The 15320-nt window shown below is 64.2% G+C and carries 16 protein-coding genes; 4 read left to right on the plus strand and 12 right to left on the minus strand.

All coding sequences use genetic code 11. The features are described 5' to 3' along the window. The first annotated feature begins 162 nt into the window (after positions 1–162). Complete coding sequence (locus WA904_RS03100) at positions 163–1401, plus strand: MFS transporter (protein ID WP_425195663.1); 1239 nt, start codon at positions 163–165, stop codon at positions 1399–1401. Between the two features lie 13 nt (positions 1402–1414). Here WA904_RS03100 and WA904_RS03105 read toward each other — a convergent pair whose 3' ends face one another. Then, the gene (locus tag WA904_RS03105; protein ID WP_425195664.1) at positions 1415–1975 is read right to left on the minus strand and encodes a DNA-3-methyladenine glycosylase; all 561 of its coding nucleotides are present in this window, start codon (positions 1973–1975) and stop codon (positions 1415–1417) included. 143 nt (positions 1976–2118) lie between these two features. On the opposite strand from WA904_RS03105, the gene WA904_RS03110 reads away from it, so the two are divergent. Together WA904_RS03110 and WA904_RS03115 are read left to right on the plus strand one after the other, a co-directional pair. Further along, positions 2119–2409 carry a hypothetical protein gene (locus tag WA904_RS03110; protein WP_425195665.1) on the plus strand — a complete coding sequence of 97 codons (291 nt, stop codon included), beginning with the start codon at positions 2119–2121 and terminating at the stop codon, positions 2407–2409. 48 nt (positions 2410–2457) lie between these two features. Further along, positions 2458–2697, plus strand: a complete 240-nt coding sequence (locus WA904_RS03115) for a hypothetical protein (protein WP_425195666.1) — start codon at positions 2458–2460, stop codon at positions 2695–2697. Between the two features lie 73 nt (positions 2698–2770). Here the strand turns inward: WA904_RS03115 and WA904_RS03120 are convergent, their stop codons facing one another. The 11 genes from WA904_RS03120 to WA904_RS03170 all read right to left on the minus strand — a co-directional run bounded on the left by WA904_RS03120 (position 2771) and on the right by WA904_RS03170 (position 14650). Next, positions 2771–4126, minus strand: coding sequence for an MFS transporter (locus WA904_RS03120; RefSeq protein ID WP_425195667.1), 1356 nt, complete (start codon positions 4124–4126; stop codon positions 2771–2773). A 46-nt stretch (positions 4127–4172) separates the two neighbouring features. Continuing rightward, a complete protein-coding gene (locus WA904_RS03125; protein ID WP_425195668.1) occupies positions 4173–5171 on the minus strand; it encodes a MerR family transcriptional regulator in 999 nt (332 codons plus the stop codon). Between the two features lie 89 nt (positions 5172–5260). Further along, a complete protein-coding gene (locus tag WA904_RS03130) occupies positions 5261–6139 on the minus strand; it encodes a sugar phosphate isomerase/epimerase family protein (RefSeq protein ID WP_425195669.1) in 879 nt (292 codons plus the stop codon). A 125-nt stretch (positions 6140–6264) separates the two neighbouring features. After that, entirely contained in the window at positions 6265–7449 is a 1185-nt protein-coding gene (locus WA904_RS03135; RefSeq protein WP_425195670.1) for a dihydrodipicolinate synthase family protein, read from the minus strand. 63 nt (positions 7450–7512) lie between these two features. After that, positions 7513–8676: a Gfo/Idh/MocA family protein gene (locus tag WA904_RS03140; RefSeq protein WP_425195671.1), complete on the minus strand. Its 1164-nt coding sequence runs from the start codon at positions 8674–8676 to the stop codon at positions 7513–7515. Positions 8677–8706: 30 nt separating this feature from the next. Next, positions 8707–10059 (minus strand): hypothetical protein, encoded by a 1353-nt coding sequence (locus WA904_RS03145; protein WP_425195672.1) that lies wholly within the window; start codon positions 10057–10059, stop codon positions 8707–8709. Further along, complete coding sequence (locus WA904_RS03150) at positions 10056–10886, minus strand: sugar phosphate isomerase/epimerase family protein (protein ID WP_425195673.1); 831 nt, start codon at positions 10884–10886, stop codon at positions 10056–10058. The genes WA904_RS03145 and WA904_RS03150 overlap by 4 nt, the downstream gene beginning before the upstream one ends. Beyond that, entirely contained in the window at positions 10883–12355 is a 1473-nt protein-coding gene (locus WA904_RS03155) for a tripartite tricarboxylate transporter permease (protein ID WP_425195674.1), read from the minus strand. Before WA904_RS03155 ends, WA904_RS03150 begins: the two co-directional genes overlap by 4 nt. Positions 12356–12386: 31 nt before the next feature. Then, positions 12387–12881, minus strand: a complete 495-nt coding sequence (locus WA904_RS03160) for a tripartite tricarboxylate transporter TctB family protein (protein ID WP_425195675.1) — start codon at positions 12879–12881, stop codon at positions 12387–12389. A gap of 21 nt (positions 12882–12902) precedes the next feature. Continuing rightward, positions 12903–13910 (minus strand): Bug family tripartite tricarboxylate transporter substrate binding protein, encoded by a 1008-nt coding sequence (locus tag WA904_RS03165; protein ID WP_425195676.1) that lies wholly within the window; start codon positions 13908–13910, stop codon positions 12903–12905. Positions 13911–13990: 80 nt separating this feature from the next. Beyond that, the gene (locus WA904_RS03170; RefSeq protein ID WP_425195677.1) at positions 13991–14650 is read right to left on the minus strand and encodes a TetR family transcriptional regulator; all 660 of its coding nucleotides are present in this window, start codon (positions 14648–14650) and stop codon (positions 13991–13993) included. A 144-nt stretch (positions 14651–14794) separates the two neighbouring features. Here WA904_RS03170 and WA904_RS03175 point away from each other — a divergent pair, with 144 nt between their 5' ends. After that, positions 14795–15103, plus strand: coding sequence for a hypothetical protein (locus WA904_RS03175; protein ID WP_425195678.1), 309 nt, complete (start codon positions 14795–14797; stop codon positions 15101–15103). Positions 15104–15320 lie beyond the last annotated feature (217 nt).

Here is a 15320-nt window from a genome sequence, read left to right on the forward strand (position 1 = left end):
GGCCGCTGGCGGCTCGGGACGAAGGCGCTTATGCCGTCCGCGGAGACCAGGACGGTGCTGCTTTGGGAGGAAATGGAGTGGCGTCGCATGGTTGGCTGAAATTCGCTAAATGATGTCTTTCTGTCGCATTCAGGAATCCAGCCCGGATATTACGATAGCCGCATGAGCATCACAAGCACCGCCCCCACGCCTTCTTTCAATGCCGTTAGCCTGCGACAGGATGCCGGGGTCATCGGCCTGGTCGGGCTGGCGCACATGATCAGCCATTTCAGCCAGCTGTTGCTGGCGCCGCTGTTCCCGTGGCTGAAGGAGGAGTTCAGCGTGAGCTACGCGCAGCTGGGTTTCCTGATGACGATCTTTTTTGTAGTGTCCTGCGCGGTGCAGGCGCTGTCAGGTTTTGTGGTGGACCGCTTCGGACCCCGGCCCATCCTGTTTGCCGGCCTGAGCCTGCTCGGGCTGGCGGCCTTTGGTTATGCCCTCAGCACCAGCTACTGGATGATGGCGGCCTTTGCCGTGCTGGCCGGTATCGGCAACGGGGTGTTCCACCCGGTGGACTACACGCTGATCAACCGCAAGGTGAGTGCGCCGCGCCTGGGCCACGCCTACAGCGTGCACGGCATCACCGGCAGCCTGGGCTGGGCGCTGGCCCCGGCGCTGGTGGTGACGCTGACCTTTGCCTATTCCTGGCGGGTGGCGCTGGCTGCCGCAGGCGCACTGGCCTTTGCCGTGTTGGCGGTGCTGGTGTTGAACCGCGACAAGCTGACGCTGACTGTGGCGGCACCCGTCAAGGGCGCGCCGGCGGCCGACAGCTCGCTGGGCTTCCTGCGCATTCCCGCGGTGTGGATGTGTTTTGCGTTTTTCTTCTGGTATGCGATTGTGCTCAGCGTGGTGCAGGCCTTCGCCCCCGAAGCGGCGCGGCAGTTGCACAACGTGCCCCTGCCACTGGTGGCCATGTGTCTGACGATTTACATGGTGTGCAGCGCGGGCGGCATGGTGGCCGGTGGCTTCCTGGCGTCGGACCCGGCGCGCTGCGAACGCATCGTGGGCGCCGGCTTCGGTGTGGCCGCAGTCATTGCGCTGGTGCTGGCGCTGGGCAGTTTCCCTGCCTGGGTGGTGCCGGTGCTGTTTGGCCTGATGGGTTTTTCGTCCGGCATCGCCGGACCCTCGCGCGACCTGCTGGTCAAGCGCTCGACGCCCGAAAACGCATCGGGCCGCGTCTATGGCGTGGTGTATGCCGGCCTGGACATCGGCCAGGCGGTGTCGCCGCTGATCTTCGGCGTGATGATGGACCACCAGATGTACCGCGGTGTGCTGCTCGGCCTGGCGCTGATGCTGGCGGTGCTGATTGCCAGCGCCTTCAATGTGCGGCGCGTACGGCGTACACCGCTGGCCCTGGCCTGAATCCGCAATTCTCCTAACGGAAAGGCCGGCTCAGAAAACGCGAGCCTTCCAGCCCGAAGCGCCAGGGCTGCTCCACCGCTTTTGAAATGCCGATGCGCGGGCCCCTGACGACGCGGGGGCGGCTGGCCGCGGGCAGCAGCTCGAACGGCGGCGCGGCAATCGACAGGCCGTTGTGTTCCCGTGTGATGCCCAGCGCCTGACCGACACGCCCAGGCCCGGCACACAACAGGCGCACATCGTCCAGCCCCCGCCGCTGGCACATCACAGCCAGCCCGGCGATGGGCTCGATGGCGCGAATCAGCACCCCGGCGCCATGGCCTTCCTCGCGGCAGACGATGTTCAGGCACCAGTGGATGCCATAGGAACGGTAAACATAGGCATGGGCCGGCGGGCCGAACATGACGGCGTTGCGCGGCGTCGGACCTGAGAAGCTGTGCGAGGCCGGGTCTTCGCGGTCATAGGCTTCGGTCTCGACAATGATCCCGCCCACGCTGTTGACAAGCAGGGTTGCGCCTATCAGCCGGCGCGCAACCTCGGACGAGGGCGCCAGAAAATCAATGGCCAATGTCTTCATCACCCGCTCGGTCTGGCGGCGCGACTGGCGTGGAAATACGCGGCTTCTCGCAGACCGCAGTGGTCACGGCGTCTCATTGCCCTACCGTATCACAGGGGCAAGTGGCGCGGCGTAGCATGGCCGCAAACCATGGAGATGGCCCGATGACCCTGACGCGGATTTCACGGCGGCTTGCCCTGATGGCGGTGCTGGCGTGGGCGCCGTTCGCATCAGCGGACGACGCCTTGTGGGCGCTGCTCAAGGAAGGCGGGCATGTGGTGCTGATTCGCCACGCCTTGACGACGCCCGGTGTGGGCGACCCGGAAGGCATGAAGATCGACAACTGCAGCACGCAGCGCAATCTGAGCGACGAAGGCCGCGCGCATGCGCGGCAGCTGGGCGAAGCCTTCCGCCAGCGCGGCATTGTTGTCGGGCGGCTGTTGTCCAGCCCGTGATGCCGGTGCATCGATACGGCGAAACTGGCTTTCGGGAAAACGCCGGATGTGACGCCGGCGCTGGGCAACCTGTTTGGCCGCAGCGGCGAGGCCAGCCTGCAACTGGCCGACCTTCGACCTCTGGCCGGCCAGAAGCCGGCGAACGGCAATACAGTGATGGTGTCGCACGGCTCGACCATCGCGGCATTGACCGGCATCTCGCCGGACACCGGCGAGATGGTGGTGCTGACGCCGCAGGGCGGCGGCCGCTTCAGGGTGGCGGGCCGGATGATCGCCCACAAACCTTGATGCGTGGGGAATTCCAGCCAATGCCGCGGTGGTTCGTGACACGTCCAGCCAACGAATTCGCCGGCTCCCGCGGCTAAGCCCTGGCGGTGGCCGCGGGCTCCGGATCCCTGAGTTCGCGTATCCGTGATGTGGCCAGTGCAACCAACACCAGGCCCACCAGCAAAACGCCACTGCCCGCAAACAACTGGCCCAGCGTGATACTGCGCATCAACCACCCCGCCACTGCGGCGGACATGGGTGCGAGGCCCATGAAGATGAACATGAACAGGCTCATGGCGCGGCCCAGCATGGCCGGCGGCACGCGCCGCTGTATCCAGGTGAAGACGGCGACCTGCATGAAGCCTCCAAGCAGCCCGATGACGCCCATCAGGAAGGCGCCTTGCCAGGTGGTGGAAATCTGCCCCATGGGAATGAACAGCAGGCCAATCACTGCGTCAACCAGCAGCAGGGTCAACCCCAGGGTTCCTACCCGCAGCCGGGGCTTGATGCCTGAAACCACCATGCCGGCCAGCGTGCCCGCGCCATGGGCGCCGAGCATGATGCCGAAAGCCGCGGCGCCCAGGTCGAGCTGGGTGGCGAGCAGTGGCAGGGCAATCTGTACCGGACCGTGGATCAGCAAGGCAATGGCGCCCCAATAAAGAAAGCAGGAGCGCAGCGCGGTATCCCGCCAAAAAAGGCGCAGGCCATCTGCAACGGCAGAGAACACTGCCTGAGATGCTGCCTGGCTGCGGCCCTGGAGGGGCACCACTTTGTAGAGCGTCCATGTCGACAGGGCAAAACTGAAGGCGTCAAGTGCAAAGGCCACACCGGTACCACGGGTGGCCTCGGGCGAGCCTGGCGCGCCGTCACCGGACAGCGCAATCAGCAGGCCGGCCAGCAGCGGCCCCAGGAACATGGAGGCCTGGCGCAGGCCCAGCATCACGCTGTTGGCGGCCTGCAATTGGTCAGGTTTGACGACCGAGGGCAGCATGGCCGTGCCTGAAGGAATGCTGAACGCCGTGGACAGGCCAATGGCGAAGGCCAGCAGGTAAACCATCCAGAGTGTCAGGCCGCCCCACAGCACCAGCGCGGCGAGCAGGCCGAGCAACACGGTGTTGACATACTTGGTGAGCATCAGCACGCGTTTGGGGGAGTGGCGATCAACCAGTGCGCCGCCTATCAGCATGAACAGGGCGCGCGGCACGCTGATGAGCGCCAGCACGGTGCCCAGAACCAGGGTGTCGCCAGTCATTTTCAGCACCAGCCAGGGCAGGGCGATCAGCGTGAACTGGTCGCCCAGCATGGAGATGACGGCGCCGCTGAGCATCCACAGGAAGTTGCGGTCGCGAAAGAGCCGGGAACGCCCGCCGTCGGCACTGGGCTGCGGCTGGCCCGGTATGCCTGAACGGGGATGGGATGGCGAAGTTGAAGAGCTTGGAGGTGTCTGCATGGCGGTTTGTTCTGGTGTCAATGGCCGCAGACTGTAGACCCTCACGTCACGTGAGGGTCAAGGCTTTTCGCAAAAAATCTCGCGTTTCCGTATCGAGCACGGCGGCTGCCTGCAACAGGGGCTCGGTGGCATGTGCTGCCATTAACTTCGCGCGTATGGCGCTGTCATGGTCTGACAATCTGTCCATGAGTGCGTCCCATTGCCGGGCGAGCGTCCGCGCTTCGGGGCTGTGGACGGGCGTGCCCTGTTGGATCAGGTTTCGGGCGCTCTGTGAGATATGCTGCCACTCGTCTTCGGAAACCTTGCCCAGCCGTTTCAGTTCATCCGCTTCCAGGTACTTGCCCAGAACGGCCAGGCGCAGCTTGATGGGTTTGACGATGTACTCCACCATGTCCTGGCCGGGGCCTTCTTCCTGCTGTGCCCCCGGTTCGCGGTGGTACATGTGGTTCCAGCGTTCGAGCAGATCGAAGTCACCGTCCATCCAGTGCAGCATGAGGTTCATCCAACGGTGCGCCAGCGGCTGAAGTTCCAGGCTGTCTGCCGGCACGCCCCGGTCCATGGCGCTGCGAACCTCCGCCAGCAAGGGCGGCCATTTGTCGGCGATCTGTTTCCAATTGGTAAAAATGATTTTCTGTTCGGCCGGGCTGAAATACTTACTGTAGGTGGTCATGAGGGCCAGCGTACCCAGCCAGTCTGAAATCTCCGGCTGATCACCTCTGGACAGCCGCTCCTGCAGGAGCTCCAGGCTGGCCCGGAGTTCAGCTGCCTTGGCCAGTTCCTGGTCCAGCACCTGGATTTGCCGCGCAATGATGTCCGGGAGCGCAGCACCACCGCCGTCCAGCATGCTGCCGATGTCGCTCAGCGGCAGGCCGAACTGCTGCAAGGCCTGGATGCCGTGCAGGCGTGCCACATCACCGCGGCTGTAAAGGCGGTAGCCGGCATCGGTGCGGGCCGAGGGCTTGAGCAGGCCGATGGTGTCGTAGTGGTGCAGGGTACGCACGGTCAGGCCGGTGCGCGTGGCAAGTTCTCCTACCTTCAATAACATGGCATCCTTTCTTGGAGGTGGCCTGCAGCGAAACGTGCAGTGCCACCTGGTTGCCGGCCATGGCTGCCAGCCTCAGAAAGGAAGAGAGTCTATACCGCGCTGCGGTGCCTGGCGATGCAGGTGTCCAGCACCTCGCCAGTGTCACGCTGCCACCAGTTGCCAGAGGAAAAAATCTCCACCTCGCTGTAACCCGCAAAGCCCTGGCGTTCGACCCAGCCGCGGATCTTCGGGATGTCGATCACGCCGTCGCCCATCATGCCGCGGTCGTTCAGCAGGTCGGTGGTCGGTGTCAGCCAGTCGCAGACATGGAAAGCCAAGAGCCGGCTTTTTCCGGCGCGTTCTATCTGCTGCTGCAGCTTCGGGTCCCACCACACATGATAGACATCCACGGCCACGCCCAACGCGCCGCTTTTCGACGGGTCGAGTGCGTCGCAAACGTCCAGCGCCTGTTCCAGGGTGTTGATGCAGGCGCGGTCGGCCGCGTACATCGGGTGCAGGGGTTCGATGGCCAGTGGCATCTGGTTGGTCTTCGCATAGTCCAGCAAAGCGGCAATGCCGTCGCTGACCTGGCTGCGCGAGAGCGCAATGTCCTTGTGCGCGGCCTGGCCCGCCAGCGCGCCGGGCAGGCCGCCGACCACCAGCACCAGGCAGGCGGCGTTCAGTTCGCAGGCTTCGTCCACCGCACGGCGGTTGTCTTCGTACGTGGCTTTGGCACCTGCTGCGTCGACGACCGGAAACATGCCACCGCGGCAGTAGCCGGACAACTGCAGGCCGTGGGTTTTGACAAGTTTCGAAATCGCGGGCAGGCCGGCGGCCGCCACCTGGTCGCGCCACGGCGAGATCGCCTTGATGCCGCGCTGCACGCAGGCTTCAATGATGTCGGTCAGCGGCTGCTCGACGCCGCGGCTTTTGCGCACGGTGGCGGTGTTGATGGAGAGCCAGCGGTGGTCGGTGGAGAAGTCGCGCATGAGATGGGTACCGTGGAAAACGAAGGATTTTTTCAGCGGACGCGGAACCGGCTTTGCCGGGCCGCCAGCGTCGCCCCCTGAGGGGGAGGCCGCTACACGAAGTGAGTCGGCAACGGGGGGAGCCATCACTCGACTCCATGCATAGCCAGCAGGGTTTTCGTGCGGCGAACCGCCAGTTCCGGGTGCTCCAGCAGATTGGCCGCATCGGCGAGGCGGAACAGCTCGGCGAAATGCTGCAGTGAGCGCGTGCTCTGCTGGCCGCCGACCATGGTGAAGTGGCTCTGGTGGCCGTTGAGCCAGGCCATGAAGACCACGCCGGTTTTGTAAAAACGCGTGGGCGCGGCAAAGATGTGGCGCGACAGCGGCACCGTGGGGCCGAGGATGGCGTGGAATTTTTCCGCGTTGCCCCGGGCCAGTTCGCCGAGTGCGGCGCTGGCGGCTGGTGCGATGGCGTCGAAGATGCCCAGCAGTGCATCGCTCTGGCCGTGCATCGCTTCCTTGCCGAAACCGTCTCCGGCAATCAGCTCGGCGTAGTTGAAGTCGTCGCCGGTGTACATGCGCACGCCGGCCGGCAGCCTGCGGCGCATCGCAATTTCCTTGTCCTTGTCGAGCAGGGAGATCTTGATGCCGTCGACCTTGTCGGGGTGGGCATTGATGATGCCCAATGCGGTATCCATGGCTTTTTCAACGTTGCTGTTACCCCAGTAGCCAGCCAGTGCTGGGTCGAACATGTCGCCCAGCCAGTGCAGGACGACGGGCTGCCTGGCCTGGCTCAGGATGCGGTCATACACGCGTTCATAGTCCGCCGGACTTTTGGCGACGCGAGCCAACGCACGGCTGGCCATGACGATCAGTTTGCCGTCGAGTTTTTCAATCGCGGCCATCTGGTCTTCGTAGCCGGCGATGACTTCATCCACGGTCTTGACGTTGTCCAGCACCAGGTGGTCGGTGCCGCAGCCCGAAGCCACCAGCGCACCGGGTGTCTCCTTGGCTGCGTCGAGCGAACGGCGGATCAATTCCAGCGAGGTTGGCCAGTCCAGGCCCATGCCGCGTTGCGCGGTGTCCATGGCTTCGGCCACACCCAGTCCCAGTGACCACAGGTGGCGGCGGTAGGCAATGGTCGCGTCCCAGTCGATCGCGCAGTTGACCCAGGGATCGACCGCGGCCAGCGGGTCGGCCACCACGTGGGCGGCCGAGTAGGCGATGCGGTTGAACTTGACGCCGGGCGCCGGCTTGATGGGTGTGCTGCCTTGCAGCGCATAAGGCTGCAGGCCGCCCGCAGCAACGGGCAGGGTCAGGGTCAAAGCCATGGAATTTACCTTTTCATATGCAAAATATGCCTCTGGCCCTTATGTGGCGGGCGCAGACAGCTATCAAACCTGTAGCGCTTGAACGTCCACCCAGCGGCGTTCCTTCCAGCTTTCGAGTGCTGCTTCGACCAGTTGCACGCCCTTGGCGCCTTCAGGCAGCGTCCATTTGTAGGGCTCGTTTTCCACCACGTGGCGGATGAAATGCTCCCACTGGATCTTGAAACCGTTGTCGTAGACCTGGGTGTCCGGGACTTCCTGCCACTGGTCGGAGAAATTCATGGTCTGTTTCTCGTCCGGGTTCCAGACCGGGCGCGGCGTGTTGACGCGCGACTGGGCTTTGCACGAGGAGAGGCCGGCAACGGCCGAACCGTGCGTGCCATCCACATGGAAGGTGACCAGGTCTTCGCGGTTGACGCGGGTGGCCCAGGACATGTTCATCTGCGCAATCACCGGCTCACCGTTGTGGCCGATGAGCTCGGCCGTGGCGTAGGCCGCGTCGTCCGCGGTGGCCTTGTAGGGCTTGCCAGCTTCGTCCCAGCGCTGGGGAATATGCGTTGCGCCTATGCAGGAGATGGACTTGACTTCGCCGAACAGGTTGTCCAGCACGTAGCGCCAGTGGCACATCATGTCGAGGATCATGCCGCCGCCGTCTTCGGTGCGGTAGTTCCAGCTCGGGCGCTGGATCGGCTGCAGGTCGCCTTCGAACACCCAGTAACCGAACTCCAGGCGCACCGACAGCATCTTGCCGAAGAAGCCGGCGCGGCGCAGCATGTCGAGCTTGCGCAGGCCAGGCAGGAAAAGCTTGTCCTGAACCGCACCGTGTTTCAGGCCGGATTTTTCCGCCAGGCGCGCAATCTCGACGGCTTCGTTGAGGTTGGTGGCAATCGGCTTTTCGCAGTAGACGTGTTTGCCGGCGCGTATCGCCTTGGCAAGCAGGGTGGGGCGCATCTGCGTGGTGCCGGCATCGAAGAAAACGGTGTCGTCCTTGTTCTTCAGTGCTTCGTCGAGGTCGATACCCCAGCGGTCAATGTTCCAGGCCTTGGCCAGCGCTTCCATCTTCTCGGCATTGCGGCCGATCAGGATCGGGTCGGGCATCACCTTGTCGCCGCTCCCGAGCGTGACGCCGCCCTGTTTGCGGATCGCGACGATGGAGCGGATCAGGTGCTGGTTCATGCCCATGCGTCCGGTGACGCCGTGCATGATGAGTCCTAGTCGTTGTGTAGCCATGAAAGTTCTCTTGGAGTGGATTGGGTTGAATCAGGAAATCGGGTGCAGGCTGTCCCAGTGCGGCATCGCGGCACTGGCAAAGCCGGGGACATGCAGCGATGACAGGTCCAGCTCGCCGCCGTGCACGGCAAGGTGCGGCCGGCCGGCATGGGTCTCGTAAAAACCGGGGTGCGCCGCGGCAAAGGCTTGCGCCTCGGCCGCCGGCGCGATACCGAAACCGTCGACATAGTGGTGGCCGTTGCGCTCGATGTGCGTCACGCCCAGGCTGGCAGCGAGCAGGGTGTCCTGCTGTACGGCCAGACCGGCCTGGCAGGTCAGGTCTTCACCCGACAGCAGCAGGTGTTGCGGCTGCTGCGCGATGCGCGTCGCGTTGGCCAGCGAGCGGTAGATGCCCTTGCAGGCCTTGCTCGAGATGCCGCGGTAACCCAGGGCGATGCCGCGTTCGAGCACGTCGGGCTGATCGTCGGATTCGTCCAGGATCACGGGAACATCGATGCCCAGCCCGGCGATGGACTGCTCAAGCGCGACGCGGCGTGCCAGCGGCTGTTCGAGCAGCAGGGTGCGCCGCAGCAGGCCGGCCAGCTGCGGCGCCTGCGTGAGCGCCTGCCAGAACGCGCCCAGCGCTGGAGCATCGGCAAAGGTTTCATTGCCGTCCAGCGTGACACGGTAGTCGCCGGCCTGCGCGTCGAGCACGGCGGCAATGCGGGAGAGCCGGTCCAGGTCGTCGCCCAGCCGGCCCGACAGCTTGAGCTTGAAGTGATGCAGCCCATAACGCTGGATGGCGGCTTCGAGGGTGGCGGGCAATCCGTCGCCGGGATCGCTGCCCTCATCCCCGGCAGTCAGACGGTCGGCCAGGCCCACCGTATGGCGCAGGGTGACGGAGCGCGGCTTGACCAGAGCCAGCGCGGGCGACCACGGGTCGCCGAGCACACCGGCACGCAGGCCATCGACCCAGGACAGATCGGCAGCGCGCAGGGCCGCATCGGCGATGGCCTTGTCCAGCAGAGCCGGCCCGAATTGCGCTGCCAGCCGCGGCAGGCCACGCGCCACCGCGGTGGTGATGGCCGCAGTTCCAGCCGACTGCGACAACATGTGCGGGTTTTTCCCGGTACCGGCGCCGGCATAGGCGTCGCGGGCGCTGCGCAGGGCTTCCCGCAGCTGCTCGAAGTTCTGTTCATGAGTGAGCTCGGGTGACTTGTCGAACCACTTCGGCACCATGAGTTCGGCGCTGCCGCCTTCGAATGTCCGGCCACCGATCTCGAGCTCCACGCGCACGAAAGCCTGCGGACAGCGCGTGACCGTGGCCGCGCCGAAGCGGAAGGGCAGGCGCAGCGTGACCGGCCGTTCGAACAGCGAAATGGAGCGTACGGTGACAGCGCTCATGCCAGTGCGCTCCAGAGAGACTTCACATGGCTGGCGCTGAACTCTGCGCAACCCGGGCCGTCGGGCTGGTAGTCAAAGGGCTCGACCGCCATCCAGCCGGCGTAGCCCGCGTTTTTCAGCACCTGCAGCACCGGTTGTTGCGGTGTGTCGCCCTGGCCGGGTCCGCGGCGGTTCTTGTCATTGAGCTGCACATGCGCGATGTGGCCGCTGGCCAGGTAGTGCGCCAGCACCTCGTGCACCGGCGTGTTTTCGGCTTGCGAAGCGGCGCTCACATCGAGCATGGTGCGCAGCGCCGGCGAGCCGATGCGGTCCACCATGGCCGCGGCCTGTGCCACGGTGTTGATCACCGGGGTCTCCACGGGCGACAGCGGCTCCAGGCAGTAGATCACGCCCGCCGCAGCGGCATGCGGGGCGAGTTCCGCCAGCGCGTCGTGCAGGCGTTCCACGGCATCGGCCAGGCCCTGGCCGGGCAGGGGTGAGCGCTGCTTCGGCGAGCCATGCACCAGCACGGCGGCGCCGCAGGCGGCGGCGACATCGACCAGGCGTTTGAGCAGGGACAGCGTTTGTTGCCGCACCGCCGCGTCCATGCTGACGAGTGACAACCCATCGGGCTTGACCAGCAGCCAGTGCAGGCTGGAAATGGCCAGGCCATGGTCCTGCGCGGTGGTGCGAAAGCGTTGCGCGGCCGCCGCATCCAGTGTTTGCGGGTCAGGCGCCAGTGTGAACGGTGCCAGTTCCAGGCCGGTATAGCCATAGGCGGCAGCCAGCGCGCATTGGCGCTCAAACGGCAGCGGGTGCAGCACCTCATTGCATAGCGAGAGCTTCATACGACGGCCTTTCCGGCGCGACGCAGGCTGTAGATCTTCCAGCCGATGGTGCCGAAGATGAGTGCGGCGACCACCGCGGAAATGGGGCGCGTGAAAAAGGGGCTCAGGTCGCCGTCCGAGAGAATCAGCGCGCGGCGCAGATTTTTCTCCAGCAGGTCGCCCAGCACAATACCCAGCACCAACGGCGCCATGGGGTAACCAAAACTGCGCAGGAAGAAACCCAGGATGCCAAAGGCCAGCATCACGTAGACATCGAACAGCCGGCCGGAGATGGCAAAGCTGCCGACCGCGCAGAGCACAAAAATGATGGGCACGATGAAGTGCTGGGGCACACGCAGCACCTGGACCAGCGCCTTGGTCAGCACCAGGCCGTAGATCAGGATGCCGATGGTGGCAAACAGCATCATGGCCACCACGTCATAGACGAATTGGGGGTTTTCCACCATGATCAGCGGGCCCGGCTTGACGCCGTGGATGATCATGGCAGCCATCAGGACGGCCGCCGGCGCCGAGCCGGGGATGGCCAGTGTGAGCACCGGAATCATTGCACCCGGAACGCAGGCGTTGTCTCCGGTCTCGGCGGCCATCAGCCCCTCGACCGAGCCCTTGCCGAACATGTGTTTTTCCTTGCTGGCGCGTTTGGCGGCGGCGTAGGACGACCAGGCTGCCACATCTTCGCCGACGCCCGGCACAATGCCCACGCCGGTGCCGATCAGGCCCGAGCGCAGGATGGTGCGCCAGTATTTGGTGACGTCGCTCAGCTTCGGAATGACGGTGTCGAAGGGGCTGATCTTGACAGGTGCCTGGCGTTCCTTCATGGCCGTCAGCAGCTCGGCTAAGCCGAAGGCGCCAACCAGCGCAGGCACCAGCTGGATGCCGCCGGCGAGATCGCGCACACCCCAGGCGAAGCGCTCATAACCATATTGCGGCTCCTGGCCGATGCCTGCAATGAACAGGCCCGCGATGCCGGCGATCCAGCCCTTGAGCGGGTCATCTCCGGTCAGCGTGCCGGCAATGATCACGCCGAACAGCGCCAGCCAGAAAAACTCATAGGCACCGAACTTGAGGGCCAGCCCGCCAAGAATGGGCGTGAAGCCGGCCAGGAAAACCATGCCGATCAGCGTGCCCATGACCGAGCCTGTCGTGGCGATGCCCATGGCGCGGCCGGCCATGCCCTGGCGCGCCAGCGCGTAGCCGTCCAGGCAGGAGGCGGCCGAGGCGGGCGTGCCGGGAATGTTGAGCAGGATGGCCGAGCGTGAACCGCCGTAGATGGAGCCGACGTAGGTGCAGATCAAAATCAGCAATGCCTGGCTGGACGGGAGCTTGAGCGTGAGTGTGGTCATCAGCGCCAGCGCCATGGTGGCCGTCAGGCCGGGCAGGGCGCCCATGATGACGCCGACCAGGGAGGACAGCAGCGCGTAGAAGATGACCTCGGGCGTGCCGAAGCGCACGATCGATTGGCCAAACATGATGAATCCGTCAAACATGGGGGGGTATTTTTCAGGGAAGACGGACAAGAAAGACGTACTGGAACACCAGCGTCACGACGATGGTGGTCAGCACACCGGCCGCTACCGAAGCCAGCAGGCGCCTTGAGCGCGCCTGTTCCGGTGGCGCAAAACAGCAGACAAAGGCCGCTACAAACAGCGCCGTGGCCAGCCAGAAGGGCGCACGGCCGATCAGGCCACCGGCATAAACCAGGGTGAGCACCAGCGTGGCCAGCACCCGGCGGTTCAGTACCGGCGGCATTGGAGCGTCCGGTGCCGCAGCGGCGCTGTTGCGGCGGCGCCAGCCGCGCAGCATCAGGACTGCGCCCAGCAGCACAAGGACGCAGCCGATCATGCCCGGCACAAAGCCCGGCATGGTGTAAAGCTCCGCGCCCATGGCGGTGAAACGATCCATGCGCAGGGACTCCGCCAGAATCAGCAGGCCAAACCCGGCCCATCCCGCCCCGCCCCGGAGGTCGGAGCGGGCGGTGTTACCGCCATCGCTCATGTTTTTTCCCCGCGTGTGCTGTCAGGGCTTGGGGATGCCGACGGTGTCGGGAGAGACCTTGGCCTTGCCTGCGGCCTGCTGCGTCCAGGCGTAGGACTGGATGGCCGGGAACACGGCTTTTTGCGCTTCTTCGCCGGCCATGGGCGCGAACATCGCACCGCGTGCCTGGGCGTATTTTCTCAAGGCTTCGTTCTTGACCATTTCGGTGGCCCAGATCTTGTCCAGGGTTTGGGCCACTTCAGGCGGTGCGCCCTTGGGTACAAAAATGCCGAAGTAGTTGATCGGGTCCTTGAAGCCGGGGATGAATTGCGACAACGGAGGAATCGTGCCGTAGCCCTCGATCTCGATGGACTTGTCACCGACCACAGCCAGCGGACGAATCTTCTTGGCGCGGATCATGTCGGTCTGCTCGGCAGCCAGTTGTGTGGTGACCTGGGTTTCGCCGGAAGCGGCGGCCACGGCGGCTGGTGCGCCGCCGTCGTACGTGACGTGTTTGTAGGTCACGCCCGCCGCGCGGGCAATCGATTCAATGGCCGAGTGACCGCTGGAATTGACCCCGGCAGTAGCCACCGAGATGGCGCCTGGCTTGGCCTTCATCGCCGCCAGCAGTTCGGGCATGGTTTTGTAAGGCGTGTCTGCATTGACACCGACCACGGCGATATGGGCCACATTGAGGTAGAGGTTCCAGTCCTTTGCCGAGGTGTCCAGCATGCCCAGCACCTTGTAGGTGCCCAGATCCTTGGCGCCGCCGGATGTCCAGGTGTAGCCGTCATGCGGTGCTTCCATCGCGTTTTTAGTGCCCACGGAGCCTGAGGCGCCGGGCTGGTTCATGATGATGATTTTCTGGCCGAGGTATTTCTCGAGTTCGGCAGCAGTGACCCGTGTGACCTGGTCGGTGGAGCCGCCGGGTGCCCAGGGCACGATCAGCGTGATGGGCTTGGTGGGCTTCCACTGCGCCATGGCGCCGGTGACGCTGACGGACAGCAAGCCTGCAATCAGCAGGCCGCGAATGGACAGGGCAGGTTTCATGCGGAGGTCTCCTTCGTTGTTAATTCACTAAAAGGTGAATTGTAGAAAACGACCACCCTGGGGTCAATCAAGCGGCAGGCTCAGTTTCTAAGGACATACCCTAGGATGACGTCACACATGTGGGACAGCCGTTCGTTGAGTGCCTTGGTGCCCATCAGATCGCGCCCGAAAATGGCGGACAGCGTGGAGTTGTTGGAGAGGTAAAAGTAGGACAGGCCGGCGATCGAGACATACAGCTGCACCGGGTCGATACCGCCGCGAAACAGGCCATCGGCGCGTCCGCGTTCGAGAATCTCTGCAAGCGTCTGCACCAGCGGCGAGTTCATTTCCTGCACCCGGCCGGACATCGCCAGATGTCTTCCCTGGTGCAGGTTTTCACTGTTCAGCAGAGTCAAAAATTCGGGATGGGCGATGTAATACTCCCAGGTGAATTCCGTCAGCCGGCGGATCGCCTGTGCCGGCGCCATATCTCGCAGATGCAGTTTCATCTCTGCAGCGCGGATGTCGGCGTAGGCGTTTTCTAGCACCGCCAGAAAGAGTTCGTCCTTGCTCTTGAAGTAGTAGTAGATCAGGCGCTTGTTGACGTCCGCACGCTCCGCAATGCGGTCCACTCGCGCCCCACCCAGTCCGTGCTGCGCAAACTCGTCGCGGGCGGCCAGCAGAATGGCCATCTGGGAGCGGTCGGCATCGCGAGAGCGCGGCTCGGCGGCCTTTGCTGGTTTTGTTTTTGAGGTCGACATGGCGAGTAATTTAACCGTTTGGTGAATTAAAACAAGATTGGGCGACTAAGGAGCCATTGGCTGACAAGGATGGAGGCAAGCGTACCGCCATAATGAAACAGGCACCGACCATCCGCGCTGGTGCCGACATGCAAGGAGACGGTCATGAACAATTCAGACACACCCAAAGACGGGGACTTTGCCACCTGGGTGGACAACAAGGCGGAGGCGCTGAAATTCGAACTCGGTGAAAAATTTCCGGTGCCGCCGACCGAACTGCACTCACCTTCCGTGCACATGGAGACCGCCCAGCAGAAGCTGGAAGAGGTGCTGCTTGAGCACGAGGAACCTACGGCGGAGTTTCTCGAAGAACTCAGGGCGCTGGAAGAAGCCCCGCCACTCAACGACGAAGAGCTGGCCCGGCAGGCGCTGGAAGCGGGTGGTGACGACGGCGATGCCGCTACACCAGAATAAGCACGGGCACGGCGAAGGATTGCTCGCGTTCTAGTTCAAGCAGGGGCCGCAGGCGCAGCGCCCCCGAGGGGCTGGAGCCTGCGGCTCCAAAGCTGCTTGAGCAGCTTTGGACAGGCGACAGAGGCGAAGCGTCTCGCGAGCCGCGGCCTGCAAGGCCTCGGGCGCTTGAGCAACCGTGGGGGCTTCATTCCAACGGCACAATAGCCAGATGACTCTA

The organism is Polaromonas sp., assembly GCF_049790275.1.
GTDB lineage: Bacteria > Pseudomonadota > Gammaproteobacteria > Burkholderiales > Burkholderiaceae_C > Polaromonas.

Excerpts from the sequence above, each read along its gene's own strand:
- WA904_RS03170 (WP_425195677.1), bottom strand. The coding sequence starts at position 14,650 with ATGTCGACCTCAAAAACAAAACCAGCAAAGGCCGCCGAGCCGCGCTCT.
- WA904_RS03125 (WP_425195668.1), bottom strand. The coding sequence starts at position 5,171 with ATGTTATTGAAGGTAGGAGAACTTGCCACGCGCACCGGCCTGACCGTG.
- WA904_RS03130 (WP_425195669.1), bottom strand. The coding sequence starts at position 6,139 with ATGCGCGACTTCTCCACCGACCACCGCTGGCTCTCCATCAACACCGCC.
- WA904_RS03105 (WP_425195664.1), bottom strand. The coding sequence starts at position 1,975 with ATGAAGACATTGGCCATTGATTTTCTGGCGCCCTCGTCCGAGGTTGCG.
- WA904_RS03100 (WP_425195663.1), top strand. The coding sequence starts at position 163 with ATGAGCATCACAAGCACCGCCCCCACGCCTTCTTTCAATGCCGTTAGC.
- WA904_RS03140 (WP_425195671.1), bottom strand. The coding sequence starts at position 8,676 with ATGGCTACACAACGACTAGGACTCATCATGCACGGCGTCACCGGACGC.
- WA904_RS03110 (WP_425195665.1), top strand. The coding sequence starts at position 2,119 with ATGACCCTGACGCGGATTTCACGGCGGCTTGCCCTGATGGCGGTGCTG.
- WA904_RS03155 (WP_425195674.1), bottom strand. The coding sequence starts at position 12,355 with ATGTTTGGCCAATCGATCGTGCGCTTCGGCACGCCCGAGGTCATCTTC.
- WA904_RS03165 (WP_425195676.1), bottom strand. The coding sequence starts at position 13,910 with ATGAAACCTGCCCTGTCCATTCGCGGCCTGCTGATTGCAGGCTTGCTG.
- WA904_RS03120 (WP_425195667.1), bottom strand. The coding sequence starts at position 4,126 with ATGCAGACACCTCCAAGCTCTTCAACTTCGCCATCCCATCCCCGTTCA.
- WA904_RS03160 (WP_425195675.1), bottom strand. The coding sequence starts at position 12,881 with ATGAGCGATGGCGGTAACACCGCCCGCTCCGACCTCCGGGGCGGGGCG.
- WA904_RS03135 (WP_425195670.1), bottom strand. The coding sequence starts at position 7,449 with ATGGCTTTGACCCTGACCCTGCCCGTTGCTGCGGGCGGCCTGCAGCCT.
- WA904_RS03150 (WP_425195673.1), bottom strand. The coding sequence starts at position 10,886 with ATGAAGCTCTCGCTATGCAATGAGGTGCTGCACCCGCTGCCGTTTGAG.
- WA904_RS03145 (WP_425195672.1), bottom strand. The coding sequence starts at position 10,059 with ATGAGCGCTGTCACCGTACGCTCCATTTCGCTGTTCGAACGGCCGGTC.
- WA904_RS03175 (WP_425195678.1), top strand. The coding sequence starts at position 14,795 with ATGAACAATTCAGACACACCCAAAGACGGGGACTTTGCCACCTGGGTG.